Consider the following 14,661-nt stretch of genomic DNA (forward strand, 5'->3'; position numbering starts at 1 on the left):
CTTCGCGCTTCTCCAGAGGCCGCGAGCGAAATACCCAGCTCGTCCATGTTGAAAAGCCCGCCTCGCCGCCTCGCTCTCGCGCGGGCGAGGCGGCGAGGCGGGCCCACCCGCGGCGCAAGGGCCCGTGCCGCGACGGCGAAGCGAGCGCATTCGTGCGCGCCCCATCGGACGATATCGGGAGATCCTCAGGGTCGGCGCACGGTCTCGACCATGGCGCGCACCGCCGCCACCGCCTCTGCCAGCTTGCCGGCATCGCGCGAGCGCACCACGAGATTGGAATTGGGGCGGCCATCCTCGCCCATGAAGGGATAGGAGCCGATCGTCACGTCGGGATGTGCCTGCGCGATAAGCCGCAGCGGCCCGCCAATGTCGCCCTCGCGCGCATCCGCCCGCACCGTCTCCGAGAGAACCTTGACGCCGGTGCGCAGCTTGGGCGCCACCTCGTCCAGCATGGCCTGCATGATGGTCGGCACGCCGGCCATCACGATGACGTTGCCGATCCAGAAACCCGGCGCCTTCGACACCGGGTTGGCGACCAGCTCGGCGCCGGCGGGAATGCGCGCCATGCGCAGGCGCGCCTCGTTCAGGTCCTCCGGCTTGATGTATTCCAGCAGCATGGCACGGGCGCGCGGATCGACATCGATGCCGACGCCGAACGCCTTGGCCACCGCATCGGCGGTGATGTCGTCATGGGTCGGGCCGATGCCGCCGGTGGTGAACACGTAGGTGAAGCGGGCGCGCAGCGCGTTGAGCGCCGCGACGATCTCCTCCTCCACGTCCGACACGACCCGCACTTCGCGCAGCTCGATGCCGAGGCCGGTGAGATATTCGGCGATGTAGCCGATGTTCTTGTCTTTGGTCCGCCCCGAGAGGATCTCGTCACCGATGACGAGGATGCCTGCGGTCACCGGCTCAGCCGTCCCGACCATGCGAATCTTCTCCTGCCTTCGGCGCCTCGCGGCGCGTTGCCCTGTTTCGCCGCAAATGACCGCAGCGCCCGCCGCAAGCAAGGGCAGGAAGCCTCAGAAATGGGCAATCTGCGAATATTCCGCTGATTATCCCGCTCTGGATTCTTCCACCTCTTCCGCTCGCCCGGCGTTTGTAGCTAACTTGGGAGAGTTGGGGAGTAGATTTGCACCGATGAGCGTCGCCTTCGACGAGATGACAAACGCGGACGGTTCCATCCGTGCCGCTTACACCGCCCTCGCCAAGTGGTTGAACGGCGTTCCACCCGAGGTGCTCGACTTCCGCCGCAAGGAGGCCGAATTCATATTCCGGCGCATCGGCATCACCTTCGCCGTCTATGGCGACAGCGATGCCCAGGAGCGCCTGATTCCCTTCGACATCATCCCGCGCATCCTCACCGGTGGCGAATGGGGGCGGCTGTCCAAGGGGCTGGAGCAGCGCACCAAGGCGCTGAACCTCTACATCAAGGACGTCTATTCCAAGCGCGACATCCTGAAGGCGGGCATCGTGCCGGAGGATCTGGTCTACCAGAACCCGGTGTTCCGCCCGGAGATGAACGGCCAGAAGGTGCCGCACGACCTTTATGTCCATATTGCCGGCATCGACGTGGTGCGGGTGGATTCCGAGACGTTCTACGTGCTCGAGGACAATGCCCGCACGCCCTCCGGCGTCTCCTACATGCTGGAGAACCGCGAGATCATGATGCGGCTGTTTCCCGAGTTGTTCGCCGAGAACCGCGTCGCGCCGGTCGAGAACTACACGGACGAACTGCTGGCCACGCTGAAATCGCTCGCCCCGGTGACCGCGAACAATGATCCGGTCGTGGTCGTGCTCACGCCCGGCATCTTCAATTCGGCCTATTACGAGCACTCCTTCCTCGCCGACAAGCTCGGCGTCGAGCTGGTAGAAGGGCGCGACCTGTTCATCCGCAATGACGTCGTCTACATGCGCACCACCGAGGGGCCCAAGCGCGTCGACGTGATCTATCGCCGTCTCGACGACGATTTCCTCGACCCCCTCGCCTTCCGGCCGGACAGCGCGCTGGGCGTGCCCGGGCTGATGAGCGCCTATAATGCCGGCAACGTCACGCTGACCAACGCGGTCGGCACCGGGGTTGCCGACGACAAGGCGGTCTACAGCTACATGCCCGACATCATCCGCTTCTATCTCGGCGAGGAGCCGCTTCTGAAGAACGTGCCGACCTGGCGCTGCCGCGAGGCGGACCACCTGAAATACGTGCTCGACCACCTGAACGAACTCGTGGTGAAGGAGGTGCACGGCTCGGGCGGCTACGGCATGCTGATCGGCCCGCGCGCGGACAAGGCGCAGATCGAGCTGTTCCGCGCCAAGCTCAAGCAGGATCCGACGAATTTCATCGCCCAGCCGACACTGGCGCTGTCCACCTGCCCGACCTTCGTCGATGAAGGCATCGCGCCGCGCCATGTGGACCTGCGCCCCTTCGTGCTCACCGGCTCCGACCGCGTGCGCATCGTGCCGGGCGGGCTGACCCGCGTGGCGCTGGAGGCCGGCTCGCTGGTTGTCAATTCCAGCCAGGGTGGCGGAACCAAGGACACATGGGTGCTGGAGGAGAGCTGATCGCTATCGGAACGACGACGGGCGTGAACAGGAACGGGGAGCGAAACAATGCCGATTGAAACATGGCTGGCCTTCGTCGCCGCGTCGGCGGTGCTGCTGGTCATTCCCGGGCCGACCATCCTGCTGGTCGTCTCCTATGCGCTCGGTCAGGGACGCCGCGTGGCGCTGCCGGTCGCAGCCGGCGTGGCGCTGGGCGACTTCACCGCCATGACGCTCTCCATGCTCGGCCTCGGCGCGCTGCTCGCCACCTCCGCCCTGCTGTTCACCGGGCTGAAATGGATCGGCGCGGCCTATCTCATCTGGCTCGGCATCAAGCTGTGGCGTGCCGGTGGCACCCCGCTCGTCAGCGAGGCGCGCACCGGCGGCTCGTCGCTCGGCATGCTGCTGCATGCGTGGATCGTCACGGCGCTTAATCCCAAGAGCATCACCTTCTTCGTGGCCTTCCTGCCGCAATTCCTCGATCCCGGCCGGGACTTCCTGACGCAGTTGGTCATCTTCGAGACCACCTTCCTGGTCCTCGCCGCCACCAACGCCTTCGGCTACGCGCTCATTGCCGGCCGGCTGCGCGGGGCGATCGGCAATTCGCACATCGTCGCCGCCATCAACCGGGTCGGCGGCACCCTTCTGATCGGGGCGGGCGTGGCCACGCTCGCCTGGCGTAACGCCAAATAGAACGAACGCGGTCCCCATGCTTTCACGCACTGCAGACAATCTCTACTGGCTGGCCCGCTACATGGAGCGCGCGGATTGCCTCGCGCGTATCCTCGACGTCACCCAGCGCCTCGCGCAGCTTCCAGCCGCCTATGGTGGCTCCACCAACGAGTGGCGCTCGGCGCTGCTCACGGCGGGCTGCGCCGACCTGTTCAAGCAGGTGCACGGCGAGGAGGCGACCGAGCAGAACGTCATCAACTTCCTCGCCTTCGCGCCGGAGAACCCCTCCTCGATCCGCAACTGCTTCGAGATCGCCCGCACCAATGCGCGCTCGGTGCGCACGGCGCTGACCATCGAGATGTGGGAGACCATCAACTCCGCCTGGCTGGAACTGAAGCGCTATTCCACCAAGAACATGACGCGCGAGGAGCTGGCGCGCTTCCTCTCCTTCGTGAAGGAAACCTCGCTGCGCTTCGACGGTGCCGCCTACCGCACCATGCTGCGCAACGATGCCTTCTGGTTCTCGCGCGTGGGCATGTATGTGGAGCGGGCCGACAACACGGCGCGCATCCTGGACGTGAAATACCATGTGCTGCTGCCGGACTCCGAGCACATCGGCGGACCGCTCGACTATTTCCAGTGGGCCTCGATCCTGCGCTCCGTCTCGGCGCTGACCTCGTTCCACTGGGTCTATCGCGAGAGCGTGAAGCCGTGGCTGGTCGCGGACCTCCTGATCCTCAACGCGCAGATGCCGCGTTCGCTGACCAGCTGCTACCAGAACATCACCCGCTATCTCGACGATATCGCCGCCTACTACGGCCGTCAGGGCTCCTCGCAGCGCCTTGCCCGTAACACGCTGACGCGGCTCGGCAACAGCCGCATGGATGATATCTTCCAGACCGGCCTGCATGAATTCATTGACGGCTTCGTCGTCGAGAACAATCGCCTCGGCTCCTTCGTTACCGAACAATACCTGCTCTGAACGGCAGTCCCGAACCGACCCGACCCCGATACGGCCCAACCCAGTTCCTGCCCAAACCAGACCTGGCCTTCGCGTCATGCGCATTCATGTGAACCACGCCACGACCTACACCTACGAGCCGCCGGCCAATGGTGCGATCCAGACCCTGCGCCTGACGCCGCGCAACCATGACGGTCAGTATGTCGTTGCCTGGCGTATCGAGGTGTCGGAGAGCTGCCGCCTGCGCACCCACGAGGATGCGTTCGGCAACCTCACCCACACCTTCGCGCTGGAAGGGCCGCTGTCGCAGCTGCGCGTGCAGGTGGACGGCGAGGTGGAGACGCAGGAGACCGACGGCGTGGTGCGCGGCACCAAGGAGCGCTTCCCGCCCTCGCTATTCATGCGCCAGACCGATCTCACCGGCTGTGACGAGGCGCTGCGCAGCTTCGCGCTGGATAAAACCGTTGGCGAAGGCGACCGCATTGCCCGGCTGCATCTCCTGATGGACGCCATCGCCGCGACCATGACCTTTGACACCGACCCGACCAATGCCGGCACCTCGGCCGCCGAGGCCTTCGCGCTGAAGCGCGGCGTGTGTCAGGACTACGCGCATATCTTCATCGCCGCGGCGCGCCATCTCGGCATTCCCGCCCGCTATGTCAGCGGTTATCTCGTCGGCGATGCCGGCACCTCGGTGCCGACCAGCGGCCAGCAGGCCGGCCATGGCTGGGCCGAGGCGCATATCGAGGGGCTGGGATGGGTCGGCTTCGATCCGACAAACCGCCAGTGTCCGACCGAAGCCTATATCCGCCTCGCCGTCGGGCTCGACTATCTCGGCGCCGCACCGGTTCGCGGCAATCGCTATGGCGGGGGCGAGGAAAGCCTCGCCGTCGCCCTGAACGTCGACCAATCCAGCCGACAAATTCAGGGCTGAATGGTTGCCGGTCGCAAAAGCGCACCGCTATAAGGGCGCAACGGGTGCAGACGTGTTCCAGACGGAGCGCGGACCAGGGGGAAGTGCCTTTCATGACCTATTGTTGCGGAATTCTGGTGCGTGACGGTCTGGTCATGGTCGCGGACACGCGTACCAATGCCGGCCTCGACAATATCTCGACCTTCCGCAAGCTCCACGTCTTCGAAGAGCCCGGCCGTCATGTGATGGGGCTGGCGACGGCGGGTAACCTGTCGATCTCGCAGGCTGTCATCTCCACGCTTCAGGAGGGGCTCGACAATCCCGAGACCGGCGAGAAGGACACGCTGACCGGCTGCACCAGCATGTTCCGCGCGACCCAGCTGGTCGGGCGCGCCGTGCGCCACGTCTATCACCTCTATGGCGAGGGGCTGAAGGAAGCCGACGTGCGGTTCGACGTCTCCTTCCTGTTCGGCGGGCAGGTGAACGGCGGACGGCTGCGGCTGTTCATGATCTATGCCGCCGGCAATTTCATCGAGTGCACCTCGGACACGCCCTTCCTGCAGATCGGCGAGCACAAATACGGCAAGCCGGTGCTGGATCGCTCGATCACCTACAATACCGATCTGTATGACGCGCTGAAATCGGGACTGATCTCGATGGATTCGACCATGCGCTCGAATCTCGGCGTCGGCATGCCGCTGGATGTGCTGATCGCGCGACGCGATGCCTCGGAAGCCGAGCTGAACTACCGCGTGGAGCCGGGCGAACCGTATTTCCACGACCTGCGCGAGCGCTGGTCGGCAGCGCTGCGTGCAGCCCACAACTCGATCCCGCGCCCGCCCTATGGCCCTTCGCGCTAAGCCCACAAGCAAATGAACCGTCCGCGCGTGGCGCGCGGCCGGTTCATGGCCTCTTTCGGGCTTCGGCTTCGGACCGACATCGTCGATCGTCAGGTCAGCAGATAGAGCACGATGATGATCGGAATCGGAATACCGATAAGCCACATAACAATAGCCGGCATGGGTGCTTCCTCCTGTGTCTGTAGCCTCACCTTCGCCTTGATAACGCCAGAACGACTTGGTGGTTCCTTGGCGAGTTAAGAAGCTCTCACCCGGATCTCGGCCGGGCGATGCCTTGCCCGGCCGGCCCGGCTGGTTCATCTTCACCGCCCTCCGGAGGAAGACCATGAACGCCAGCAACCGCATCGCCCTCGTCACCGGCGCCGGCACCGGCATCGGCAAGGCCGCCGCCCTCGCGCTGGGCGAGGCCGGCTTTACCCTTGTGCTCACCGGCCGCCGCCGCGAGCCGCTCGACGCGGTCGCCGCCGAACTCGGCGACAAGGGCCATGTCGTGACCGCCGACGTCGCCGATCCTCCGTCCGTCGCCACGCTGTTCGAGACGGTGGCCGCGCAGTTCGGCCGGCTCGACCTGCTGTTCAACAATGCCGGCGGCTGGTCCCCCGGGGCGCCGATCGAGGACATTCCGCTCAGCGACTGGCATCACGTGGTGAACGTGAACCTCACCGGCGTCTTTCTGTGCACGCAGGCCGCCATCCGGCTGATGAAGGCGCAGGATCCCAAGGGCGGGCGCATCATCAACAATGGCTCGATCTCCGCGCATGCCCCGCGCCCGTTCACCGCGCCCTATACGGCGACCAAGCACGCCATCAGCGGCCTGACCAAGCAGGTGGCGCTCGAGGGCCGGGCGCACAATATCGCCTGCGGGCAGATCGATATCGGCAATGCCGATACCGACATGGCGGCGAAGATGAAGAGCGGGATCATCCAGCCCAATGGCCAGATCATGGTCGAGCCGACCTTCGACCCCGCCCATGCCGGCCGCGCGGTGGCCTATATGGCGGGGCTGCCGCTCGACGCGAATGTGCTGACCATGACGATCATGGCGACCAACGCGCCCTTCGTCGGCCGGGGCTGAGCCCCCGCCACGCCGCGGCGGCGCGGCTCAGATATAGGCGACCGCGCCCTGGTAGAGCATCCAGCTCAGGAAGCCCATCACGCCGAGGCTGATGAGGGTGGCGACGATGCCGGCGGCGATGAACGCGCCGTCGCGCTCCACCAGCCCGAGCCCGAGGATGCAGACGGCAATGCCGGGCGGCAGGTTGCCGAAGATCGGAATCGGCAGCAGCAGCAGCAGGCCGAGCAGCAGCACCATGCCGCCGAGCACGAAGCGCGCGGAGGTGCCGGAGAAATACTGCAGGCGCGGCCGGGAATAGCTCTCGAACTTGCGAATCCACTTCAGCGCGCCGCCGACGATCTTCTCCAAGAGGCTGCGCGAGAAGGTGCGCGCGGCCAGCCAGCGCGGCAGCCACAATTCATCGCGCCCGAGCATCATCTGCCCGCCCACCAGGCACAGCAGCACCCCGCAGATGACCGGGATGCCCGGCGGCATCGGCAGGCAGTTCGGCAGGCCGAGCAGCAGGATGGACAGGCCGAAGGCGCGGTTGCGAAGCGCATGCACGACTTCGCCCACGCTGATGCGCTCCGCCGAATGGGCGGTGACGATCGCGGACAGCAATTCAGAAGTGCGCGGCGAACGATGATCCACGAGCAGCGTTCCAGAGGCCTCATGACGTCGGGACGCCACGACGGCCCCCACTTCGCCGACCTCATAGCACGGTGAAAGCGGCAAGGAGAGGGCCAAGCTGAAAAAGCCACGGCCCCCTGTCGCCGGGCGCGCCGCTCAGTTGAGCTGGAACATGCCGTCGATGCTGCGCAGTTCCGCTGGCCGGATCAACCGCGCATGCGCCACCGTCACCGAGTGCAGCGGGCCCTCCAGTTCGCGCTTCCAGAAGTCGAGGAAGCGGTTCAGCTCGGGAAAATGCGGGCACAGGTCGTAGTGCTGCCAGAGATAGGTCTGCAGCAGCCCGGGATGGTCGGGCATGCGGTAGAAGATCTGGGCGGTGGTGAGACCATAGCCGGCGAGTTGCCGGACGAAGTCGGCGGACGCCTTCTGCGGGACGACGCCCGCCGACGGAGCTGCACGAGATGTCATGCGGAACCTCCTTTCGCGATAATCGGAGTGTGCCGGCGAGTCGCTCCCGCGGCAAGGCAAAAATTTGGTTTTCATGTTCAATATCAATGCACTAGCAGCATATATGACCGAGTGCTGACAGGATTCCCTCCGTGGCGTTGGCACTCACTGTCCGCGACTGCTACTTTTTTCCCCTCCGGCCCTTGCGCCCTATCCGGGCGACGCCTAGATGTCCCCTGGGCGACGCAGCGAAGCGCCCCACCAGCGCGTGCGTCGCCGGGATCAATTGATCAATCACGCTTTCTGGAGAGAGAAACGATGAAGTTCCGTCCCCTGCATGACCGGGTCGTGGTCAAGCGTATCGAAGCGGAAGAAAAGACCGCGGGCGGCATCATCATTCCCGACACCGCCAAGGAAAAGCCGTCCCAGGGTGAAGTCGTCGCTGCCGGTCCCGGCGCGCGCGACGAAGCCGGCAAGCTGGTTCCCCTGGACGTCAAGGCGGGCGACCGCGTGCTGTTCGGCAAGTGGTCCGGCACCGAGGTCAAGCTCGACGGGGTCGACTACCTCATCATGAAGGAGTCCGACATCCTCGGTGTGCTCGACGAGACCGCCTCGGCCAAGAAGGCCGCCTGACGCAGGCCCTCGCCTGACGCAAGCCCCTCGGCCGACGCAAGCCCCTCGCCTGACGTAAGCCGCAACGACTTACCGGAGTTCGAATTCATGTCTGCCAAAGAAGTAAAATTTTCCGTTGAAGCCCGCGACAAGATGCTGCGCGGCGTCGACATTCTCGCCAATGCCGTCAAGGTCACGCTGGGCCCCAAGGGCCGCAATGTCGTGATCGAGAAGAGCTTCGGCGCTCCCCGCATCACCAAGGACGGCGTCACCGTCGCCAAGGAAATCGAGCTCGAGGACAAGTTCGAGAACATGGGCGCCCAGATGGTGCGCGAAGTGGCCTCGAAGTCCAATGACCTCGCCGGCGACGGCACCACCACCGCCACCGTGCTGGCCCAGGCCATCGTCCGTGAAGGCGCCAAGTCGGTTGCCGCCGGCATGAACCCGATGGACCTCAAGCGCGGCATCGACCTCGCGGTCGAAGCCATCGTGGCGGATCTCAAGAAGAACGCCAAGAAGGTCACGTCGAACGACGAGATCGCCCAGGTCGGCACCATTTCCGCCAATGGCGATGCCGAAATCGGCAAGTTCCTCGCCGAGGCCATGCAGAAGGTCGGCAACGAGGGTGTCATCACCGTCGAGGAAGCCAAGACCGCCGAGACCGAGCTCGACGTGGTCGAGGGCATGCAGTTCGACCGCGGCTACCTCTCGCCCTACTTCATTACCAACGCCGAGAAGATGCGCGTGGAATTCGAGGATCCCTATATCCTCATCCACGAGAAGAAGCTCTCGGGCCTGCAGGAGCTGCTCCCGGTTCTCGAAGCCGTCGTGCAGACCTCCAAGCCGCTCCTCATCATCGCCGAGGACATCGAGGGCGAGGCTCTCGCCACGCTCGTCGTCAACAAGCTGCGCGGCGGCCTCAAGGTCGCGGCCGTCAAGGCGCCGGGCTTCGGTGATCGCCGCAAGGCCATGCTGCAGGACATCGCCATCCTGACCGGCGGCACCGCCATCTCCGACGATCTCGGCATCAAGCTCGACACCGTGACGCTCGCCATGCTCGGCCGCGCCAAGAAGGTGGTGATCGAGAAGGAGAACACCACCATTGTCGACGGCAATGGCGGCAAGAAGGACATCGCGGCCCGCATCTCGCAGATCAAGGCGCAGATCGAGGAAACCACCTCGGACTACGACCGTGAGAAGCTGCAGGAGCGCCTGGCCAAGCTCGCGGGCGGCGTCGCGGTGATCCGCGTCGGCGGCGCGACCGAAGTCGAAGTGAAGGAAAAGAAGGACCGCGTCGACGACGCGCTGCACGCGACCCGCGCGGCCGTCGAAGAAGGCGTGCTGCCGGGCGGCGGCGTGGCGTTCCTGCGCTCGATCAAGGCGCTCGAAGGCGTGAAGACCGCCAATCCCGACCAGAAGACCGGCGTCGAGATCGTCCGTCGGGCGATCCAGACCCCGGCCCGCCAGATCGCCAGCAATGCCGGCGAAGACGGCTCGCTGATCGTCGGTCGCATTCTGGAGAAGGACAGCTATTCCTTCGGCTTCAACGCCCAGACCGGCGAATATGTCGACATGTACAAGGCGGGCGTCATCGACCCGGCCAAGGTGCTGCGCTCGGCGATCCAGAACGCGGCCTCGGTGGCCTCGCTGCTGATCACCACCGAAGCGATGATCGCCGACATCCCGAAGAAGGGCGGCGCCGCCTCCCCGGCCATGCCGGGCGGCGGCATGGGCGGCATGGACTTCTGATCCAGCCGTCTATCGGTCTCCACAAATGCGAAAGGGCGCGGCGAAAGCCGCGCCCTTTTCGTTTGGCCTCTCCCGCCGCCTTGTGGAAAACCTGCGGCGATATTGCAACTTTAGAAAAAGTTTGAAACCATGATCAACCTTTAGTTGTACGCCGAGGAGACGCTCAGATGGTTGAAGTACAAGTTACCTGCATCAATAAGACGCCGCGGAACGACCCCTACGAAGGAATCACACATCTTGGCAACTCCACAGGAAAGTGGACGCGCCAGGCGGTTGTCGATTGGATCGAACGGAAGGAGCACACGTTCTTCACTCTCGTGAACGGTAATCGTGGCGACATCGGTGTAGTCAATGGACCGAACGGCAAGTACCTGCGAACATATGCCGACGGGAAATGGAACGACAACCTTCTCGCCCTCCCCGAGTGTCCGTAAGGTTTGATCGTCCCGCTCAATCCAGTGTCTGGCGGAAGCGCTTCACCGCGATCACCATCGCCACCAGCATGATGGCGGAGAGCGCGAGGATGTCCTGCGAGAGGTCCGCGACGGCGGCTCCCTTCAGCAGGATGCCGCGCACCATTCGCAGGTAATGCGTCAGCGGCAGGGTCTCGGATATCCACTGCGCCCAGCGCGGCATGCCGGCGAACGGGAACATGAAGCCGGAGAGCAGGATGTTCGGCAGGAAATACATGAAGGTCATCTGCACCGCCTGCAGCTGGTTCTGCGCCAGCGTCGAGAAGGTGTAGCCGATCGACAGGTTGGTCACGATGAACAGCGCGGTGAGCGCGGTGAGCAGCTCCATCGAGCCCACCACCGGCACCTTGAACAGGAAGATGCCGGCCACCACGATCATCGTCGCCTGCACCGCGCCCACCATCACATAGGGCGCGATCTTGCCGAGCATCACCTCCACCGGACGGATCGGCATGGCGAGCAGCGTCTCCATGGTGCCGCGCTCGATTTCGCGCGTCACCGACAGCGCGGTGAAGATCAGCATGGTCATGGTGAGGATGGTGCCGAGCAGGCCCGGCACGATGTTGAGCTGCGTCACCGCCGCCGGATTGTAGCGGGCATGGGTGATGATCTCGAAGGGCGGCGGCGCCCCCTCCAGCCCCGAGCCCTGCGGCCCCTTGTCCGTGGCGAAGCGCTCGCGGCGCACCGAGGTGTCGACGATATTGCGCAGCGTGGCGATGGCGCTGCCGGAGGCAACGGGGTCCGTCGCATCCGCCGCCACCAGCATGGAGGGGTCTTCCCCGCGTACCACCGCCCGCTCGAAGCCGGCCGGGATCTCCACCACGAACAGCACGTCGCCCGCCCGCATCAGGTGCTCGGCCTCGGCCGCGCTGGTCGGGTGATGGGTGACCGCGAAATATTTGGTGTTCTCGATCGCCGCGAGGATGGAGCGGGTGAGCGGCGTGTTCTCATAGGCCAGCACCGCGGTCGGCAGGTGGCGCGGCGTGGTGTTGATGGCGTAGCCGAACAGCACCAGCTGCAGCAGCGGGATCATGATCATGGTCGCGAAGGAGACGCGGTCGCGCAGCAGCTGGAGGAATTCCTTGCGCACCATGGCGCCGACGCGGCGCAGAAACCCGCTCATCGGAAATTGTCCTTCGAGCGGCTCATCAGGTCGATGAACACGTCTTCCAGCGTCGGCGCATCCTGCCGCCACACGAGTTCCGGCCGGGCGCGGAAGGGCTCGATCGCGCGGGCCAGCGCCGCGTCGTCATGCCCGCCCACATGCACGCTGGTGCCGAACGGCGCCACCATCTCCACGCCCGGCTGCTCGGCCAGCTCGCGCGCCAGTGCCGCGGGATCTCCCCCGGAGACGCTCCAGGTGGTGAGGCCGGAATGGGCGACCACCTGCTCCACCGTGCCCTGTGCCAGCAATTCGCCATAGGCGATATACGCGATCTCGTGACAGCGCTCCGCCTCGTCCATGTAATGCGTGGAGACCAGCACGGTGAGCCCGTCCGCGGCCAGTTCGTGGATCTGCATCCAGAACTCGCGCCGCGCCTTGGGGTCGACGCCGGCGGTCGGCTCGTCCAGCAGGAGAAGCTGCGGCGAGGGCAGGATGCAGGCGCCGAGCGCGAGGCGCTGCTTCCAGCCGCCCGAGAGCGAGCCGGCCAGCTGCCGCTCGCGCCCTCCCAGCCCGAGCCGCTCCACGGCGTCGCGCGCCGCCTTCACCGGGTTCGGCACGCCATAGATGCGGGCGACGAATTCCAGGTTCTCGCGCACCGACAGGTCGGCATAGAGGCTGAAACGCTGCGTCATGTAGCCGACATGGCGGCGGATGGCCCGCGACTGGGTGAGGATGTCATAGCCCAGGCACGTGCCATGCCCGGAATCCGGGGTCAGCAAGCCGCACAGCATGCGGATGGTCGTCGTCTTGCCCGAGCCGTTGGGCCCGAGGAAGCCGTAGATCTGCCCCCGGCGCACGCGCATGGAGAGGTCGCGCACCACCGCCCGGTCGCCGAACGACTTGCTCAGCCCCTCGACCTCGATGACATAATCCGCCGCATCCCCACCGGGAGCGGCAGGGCCCGCCGCGCTTCCCGTCACGGCGCGACCTCGACGGTGATCGGCTGGCCGGGCCGAAGCGCCCCGGGCGTCTCGGCCTTCGCCTCCAGCAGGATGACCAGCTTGGAACGCTCGTCGAGGCTGTAGATGACCGGCGGCGTGTATTCCGCGCTCGGCGCGATGTAGGTCACCCGCGCGGGCGTCGGCGCGCAGCCGTCGCAGCTCACGATGACGCGGGTGCCGAGCTTGAAGCGCGCCAGATCGGGTTCCGGCACGAAGAAACGCAGCTTGATGAGGTCCGGCGGCAGGATGGAGACGACTGGCCGGCCCGCCGGCACCAGTTCGCCCGGCCGGAAATACACCGTCTCGATCGAGCCGGCCACGGTGGCGGCGAGGTTGCGCCGCTCCAGCCGGATGCGGGCGGAGGCGAGGCTCGCCTGCGCCGCGTCGACCTGCCGCTGCGCCTGATCGATCTGCTGGTCTCGCGAGCCCATGCCGGCGACCTTGATCTGCTGGATGATCTCGTCCAGCGCGGCCTGGTTCTGGTCATAGGTATGCTGGGCGGTATCCAGCGCGGCTTTGGAGCCGACCGCCTTGGCATAGAGTTCCTTCTGCCGCTCCAGCTCGATGCGCGAGAGGTCGAGCGCGGCCGAGGCGCGGCGGCGGCTCGCGTCCAGCACCGCGATTTCCTCGGGCCGCTGGCTGCTCGCCTTGAGATCGGCGAGGCGCGCGCGCGCCTGTTCCAGGCTGGCGCTGGCCGCATCCACCTCCGCCTGCTGCAGCACCGGATCGATCTCGAACAGGGGCGTTCCCGGCGTCACCGCCACGCCCTCGTCGACGGCAAGCCGCGCCACGCGGCCCGCCTCGTCCGGACCGACGAAGATGAGATCCCCCTCGGCATAGCCCTGATAGCGCGGCGGGCCCGCCTGGGAACAGGCCGCGAGCGTGAGGGCGAGCGCGCCCGCCACCATCACCCCGACAACATCGCCGATCTTCAAGGCTCTCTCCATCCCAGGCCACGCAGCACCACTTCCGCATGGGCGTCCAGCATGGCGCTGACATCAAGCGGTTCGGTTCGCCGAAAAAGGCCCTCCCATACCGCAGCCACCAATAGCGGGGCGACAAGCAATTGCGGAAAGCGCAGGCCGGCGTCGGACGTGATCTCGCCCCGTTGCAGCGCGCGCGCATTGATGGCGCGCAACAGATCGAGCCCGCGTGCAACCACCTCGCGATAATAGAAATCGGCCAGCGCGGGGAAGCGCTCGCCCTCGCCCAGCATCAGCCGAATGATATGGCGACGCGGCGAGTGCACCGCCTCCTGCGCCAGATGGCGGAACAGCAGGGTGAGGAAATCGCGCGTGCTGCCCGTATAGGCCGCCAGCTCACGCTCCATCGTGCCCAGCACGGGATCCACCGCATCGCGCACCAGCCCCTCGAACAGCGCCGCCTTATCCTCGAAATGGAGATAGAGCGTGCCCTTGGCGATACCGGCGCGGGCCGCCACGTCCTGCATGCGGGCGGCCGCGAAGCCGGATTCGGCGAAGACCGCCAGCGCGGCATCGAGGATGACACGCCGACGCTGCGCCGGCTCCAGCCGCTCGGCGCGGCGCCGGGTGCCGCCGGGCGACACCTCGCCGGAGGCGGCGGCGCGTGATGGCCCGTTCGATGGGATTGCGCGGTCGCGCACGGCTGTCTCTCACTGACTG

16 protein-coding genes are annotated in these 14,661 nt (G+C 65.9%); 9 read left to right on the top strand and 7 right to left on the bottom strand.

Annotation, left to right across the window (positions count from 1 at the left end; translation table 11 throughout):
• Positions 1-185 precede the first annotated feature (185 nt).
• Positions 186-929 (bottom strand): competence/damage-inducible protein A, encoded by a 744-nt coding sequence (locus FHS55_RS10015; protein WP_183189576.1) that lies wholly within the window; start codon positions 927-929, stop codon positions 186-188.
• A gap of 211 nt (positions 930-1,140) precedes the next feature.
• On the opposite strand from FHS55_RS10015, the gene FHS55_RS10020 reads away from it, so the two are divergent.
• The 6 genes from FHS55_RS10020 to FHS55_RS10045 all read left to right on the top strand — a co-directional run bounded on the left by FHS55_RS10020 (position 1,141) and on the right by FHS55_RS10045 (position 7,022).
• Entirely contained in the window at positions 1,141-2,562 is a 1,422-nt protein-coding gene (locus tag FHS55_RS10020) for a circularly permuted type 2 ATP-grasp protein (protein WP_183189577.1), read from the top strand.
• Positions 2,563-2,610: 48 nt separating this feature from the next.
• Positions 2,611-3,234: a LysE family translocator gene (locus tag FHS55_RS10025; protein ID WP_183189578.1), complete on the top strand. Its 624-nt coding sequence runs from the start codon at positions 2,611-2,613 to the stop codon at positions 3,232-3,234.
• A gap of 16 nt (positions 3,235-3,250) precedes the next feature.
• Positions 3,251-4,195 carry an alpha-E domain-containing protein gene (locus FHS55_RS10030; RefSeq protein WP_183189579.1) on the top strand — a complete coding sequence of 315 codons (945 nt, stop codon included), beginning with the start codon at positions 3,251-3,253 and terminating at the stop codon, positions 4,193-4,195.
• Between the two features lie 76 nt (positions 4,196-4,271).
• Positions 4,272-5,108: a transglutaminase family protein gene (locus FHS55_RS10035; protein WP_183189580.1), complete on the top strand. Its 837-nt coding sequence runs from the start codon at positions 4,272-4,274 to the stop codon at positions 5,106-5,108.
• A 92-nt stretch (positions 5,109-5,200) separates the two neighbouring features.
• A complete protein-coding gene (locus FHS55_RS10040) occupies positions 5,201-5,947 on the top strand; it encodes a proteasome-type protease (protein ID WP_183189581.1) in 747 nt (248 codons plus the stop codon).
• A gap of 325 nt (positions 5,948-6,272) precedes the next feature.
• Positions 6,273-7,022, top strand: coding sequence for an SDR family oxidoreductase (locus FHS55_RS10045; RefSeq protein WP_183189582.1), 750 nt, complete (start codon positions 6,273-6,275; stop codon positions 7,020-7,022).
• Between the two features lie 27 nt (positions 7,023-7,049).
• Here FHS55_RS10045 and FHS55_RS10050 read toward each other — a convergent pair whose 3' ends face one another.
• Together FHS55_RS10050 and FHS55_RS10055 are read right to left on the bottom strand one after the other, a co-directional pair.
• On the bottom strand, positions 7,050-7,652 hold the full coding sequence (locus tag FHS55_RS10050; RefSeq protein WP_343056105.1) for an exopolysaccharide biosynthesis protein: 603 nt from the start codon (positions 7,650-7,652) through the stop codon (positions 7,050-7,052).
• A 135-nt stretch (positions 7,653-7,787) separates the two neighbouring features.
• Positions 7,788-8,099: an usg protein gene (locus tag FHS55_RS10055; RefSeq protein ID WP_183189583.1), complete on the bottom strand. Its 312-nt coding sequence runs from the start codon at positions 8,097-8,099 to the stop codon at positions 7,788-7,790.
• A 297-nt stretch (positions 8,100-8,396) separates the two neighbouring features.
• Here FHS55_RS10055 and groES point away from each other — a divergent pair, with 297 nt between their 5' ends.
• The 3 genes from groES to FHS55_RS10070 all read left to right on the top strand — a co-directional run bounded on the left by groES (position 8,397) and on the right by FHS55_RS10070 (position 10,873).
• The gene (gene groES, locus FHS55_RS10060; protein ID WP_183189584.1) at positions 8,397-8,711 is read left to right on the top strand and encodes a co-chaperone GroES; all 315 of its coding nucleotides are present in this window, start codon (positions 8,397-8,399) and stop codon (positions 8,709-8,711) included.
• 87 nt (positions 8,712-8,798) lie between these two features.
• Positions 8,799-10,439, top strand: a complete 1,641-nt coding sequence (groL, locus tag FHS55_RS10065; RefSeq protein ID WP_183189585.1) for a chaperonin GroEL — start codon at positions 8,799-8,801, stop codon at positions 10,437-10,439.
• A gap of 167 nt (positions 10,440-10,606) precedes the next feature.
• On the top strand, positions 10,607-10,873 hold the full coding sequence (locus FHS55_RS10070; protein ID WP_183189586.1) for a DUF3892 domain-containing protein: 267 nt from the start codon (positions 10,607-10,609) through the stop codon (positions 10,871-10,873).
• 16 nt (positions 10,874-10,889) lie between these two features.
• On the opposite strand, the gene FHS55_RS10075 is transcribed toward FHS55_RS10070, so the two are convergent.
• From FHS55_RS10075 to FHS55_RS10090, 4 genes are read right to left on the bottom strand one after another with little or no spacing between them, the layout of a single operon-like run.
• Positions 10,890-12,035, bottom strand: a complete 1,146-nt coding sequence (locus FHS55_RS10075) for an ABC transporter permease (protein ID WP_183189587.1) — start codon at positions 12,033-12,035, stop codon at positions 10,890-10,892.
• Positions 12,032-12,997: an ATP-binding cassette domain-containing protein gene (locus tag FHS55_RS10080; RefSeq protein WP_183189588.1), complete on the bottom strand. Its 966-nt coding sequence runs from the start codon at positions 12,995-12,997 to the stop codon at positions 12,032-12,034. The genes FHS55_RS10075 and FHS55_RS10080 overlap by 4 nt, the downstream gene beginning before the upstream one ends.
• The gene (locus FHS55_RS10085; protein ID WP_246340019.1) at positions 12,994-13,953 is read right to left on the bottom strand and encodes an HlyD family secretion protein; all 960 of its coding nucleotides are present in this window, start codon (positions 13,951-13,953) and stop codon (positions 12,994-12,996) included. The genes FHS55_RS10080 and FHS55_RS10085 overlap by 4 nt, the downstream gene beginning before the upstream one ends.
• Entirely contained in the window at positions 13,950-14,642 is a 693-nt protein-coding gene (locus FHS55_RS10090) for a TetR/AcrR family transcriptional regulator (RefSeq protein ID WP_343056106.1), read from the bottom strand. The genes FHS55_RS10085 and FHS55_RS10090 overlap by 4 nt, the downstream gene beginning before the upstream one ends.
• Between the last annotated feature and the right edge of the window lie 19 nt (positions 14,643-14,661).

Source organism: Ancylobacter tetraedralis, from assembly GCF_014195655.1.
GTDB classification, from domain to species: Bacteria; Pseudomonadota; Alphaproteobacteria; order Rhizobiales; family Xanthobacteraceae; genus Ancylobacter; species Ancylobacter tetraedralis.

What these genes read in the sequence shown, in the direction of transcription:
- FHS55_RS10015 (WP_183189576.1), bottom strand. Translation starts at nt 929, where the DNA reads ATGGTCGGGACGGCTGAGCCGGTGACCGCAGGCATCCTCGTCATCGGT.
- FHS55_RS10020 (WP_183189577.1), top strand. Translation starts at nt 1,141, where the DNA reads ATGAGCGTCGCCTTCGACGAGATGACAAACGCGGACGGTTCCATCCGT.
- FHS55_RS10025 (WP_183189578.1), top strand. Translation starts at nt 2,611, where the DNA reads ATGCCGATTGAAACATGGCTGGCCTTCGTCGCCGCGTCGGCGGTGCTG.
- FHS55_RS10030 (WP_183189579.1), top strand. Translation starts at nt 3,251, where the DNA reads ATGCTTTCACGCACTGCAGACAATCTCTACTGGCTGGCCCGCTACATG.
- FHS55_RS10035 (WP_183189580.1), top strand. Translation starts at nt 4,272, where the DNA reads ATGCGCATTCATGTGAACCACGCCACGACCTACACCTACGAGCCGCCG.
- FHS55_RS10040 (WP_183189581.1), top strand. Translation starts at nt 5,201, where the DNA reads ATGACCTATTGTTGCGGAATTCTGGTGCGTGACGGTCTGGTCATGGTC.
- FHS55_RS10045 (WP_183189582.1), top strand. Translation starts at nt 6,273, where the DNA reads ATGAACGCCAGCAACCGCATCGCCCTCGTCACCGGCGCCGGCACCGGC.
- FHS55_RS10055 (WP_183189583.1), bottom strand. Translation starts at nt 8,099, where the DNA reads ATGACATCTCGTGCAGCTCCGTCGGCGGGCGTCGTCCCGCAGAAGGCG.
- groES (WP_183189584.1), top strand. Translation starts at nt 8,397, where the DNA reads ATGAAGTTCCGTCCCCTGCATGACCGGGTCGTGGTCAAGCGTATCGAA.
- groL (WP_183189585.1), top strand. Translation starts at nt 8,799, where the DNA reads ATGTCTGCCAAAGAAGTAAAATTTTCCGTTGAAGCCCGCGACAAGATG.
- FHS55_RS10070 (WP_183189586.1), top strand. Translation starts at nt 10,607, where the DNA reads ATGGTTGAAGTACAAGTTACCTGCATCAATAAGACGCCGCGGAACGAC.
- FHS55_RS10075 (WP_183189587.1), bottom strand. Translation starts at nt 12,035, where the DNA reads ATGAGCGGGTTTCTGCGCCGCGTCGGCGCCATGGTGCGCAAGGAATTC.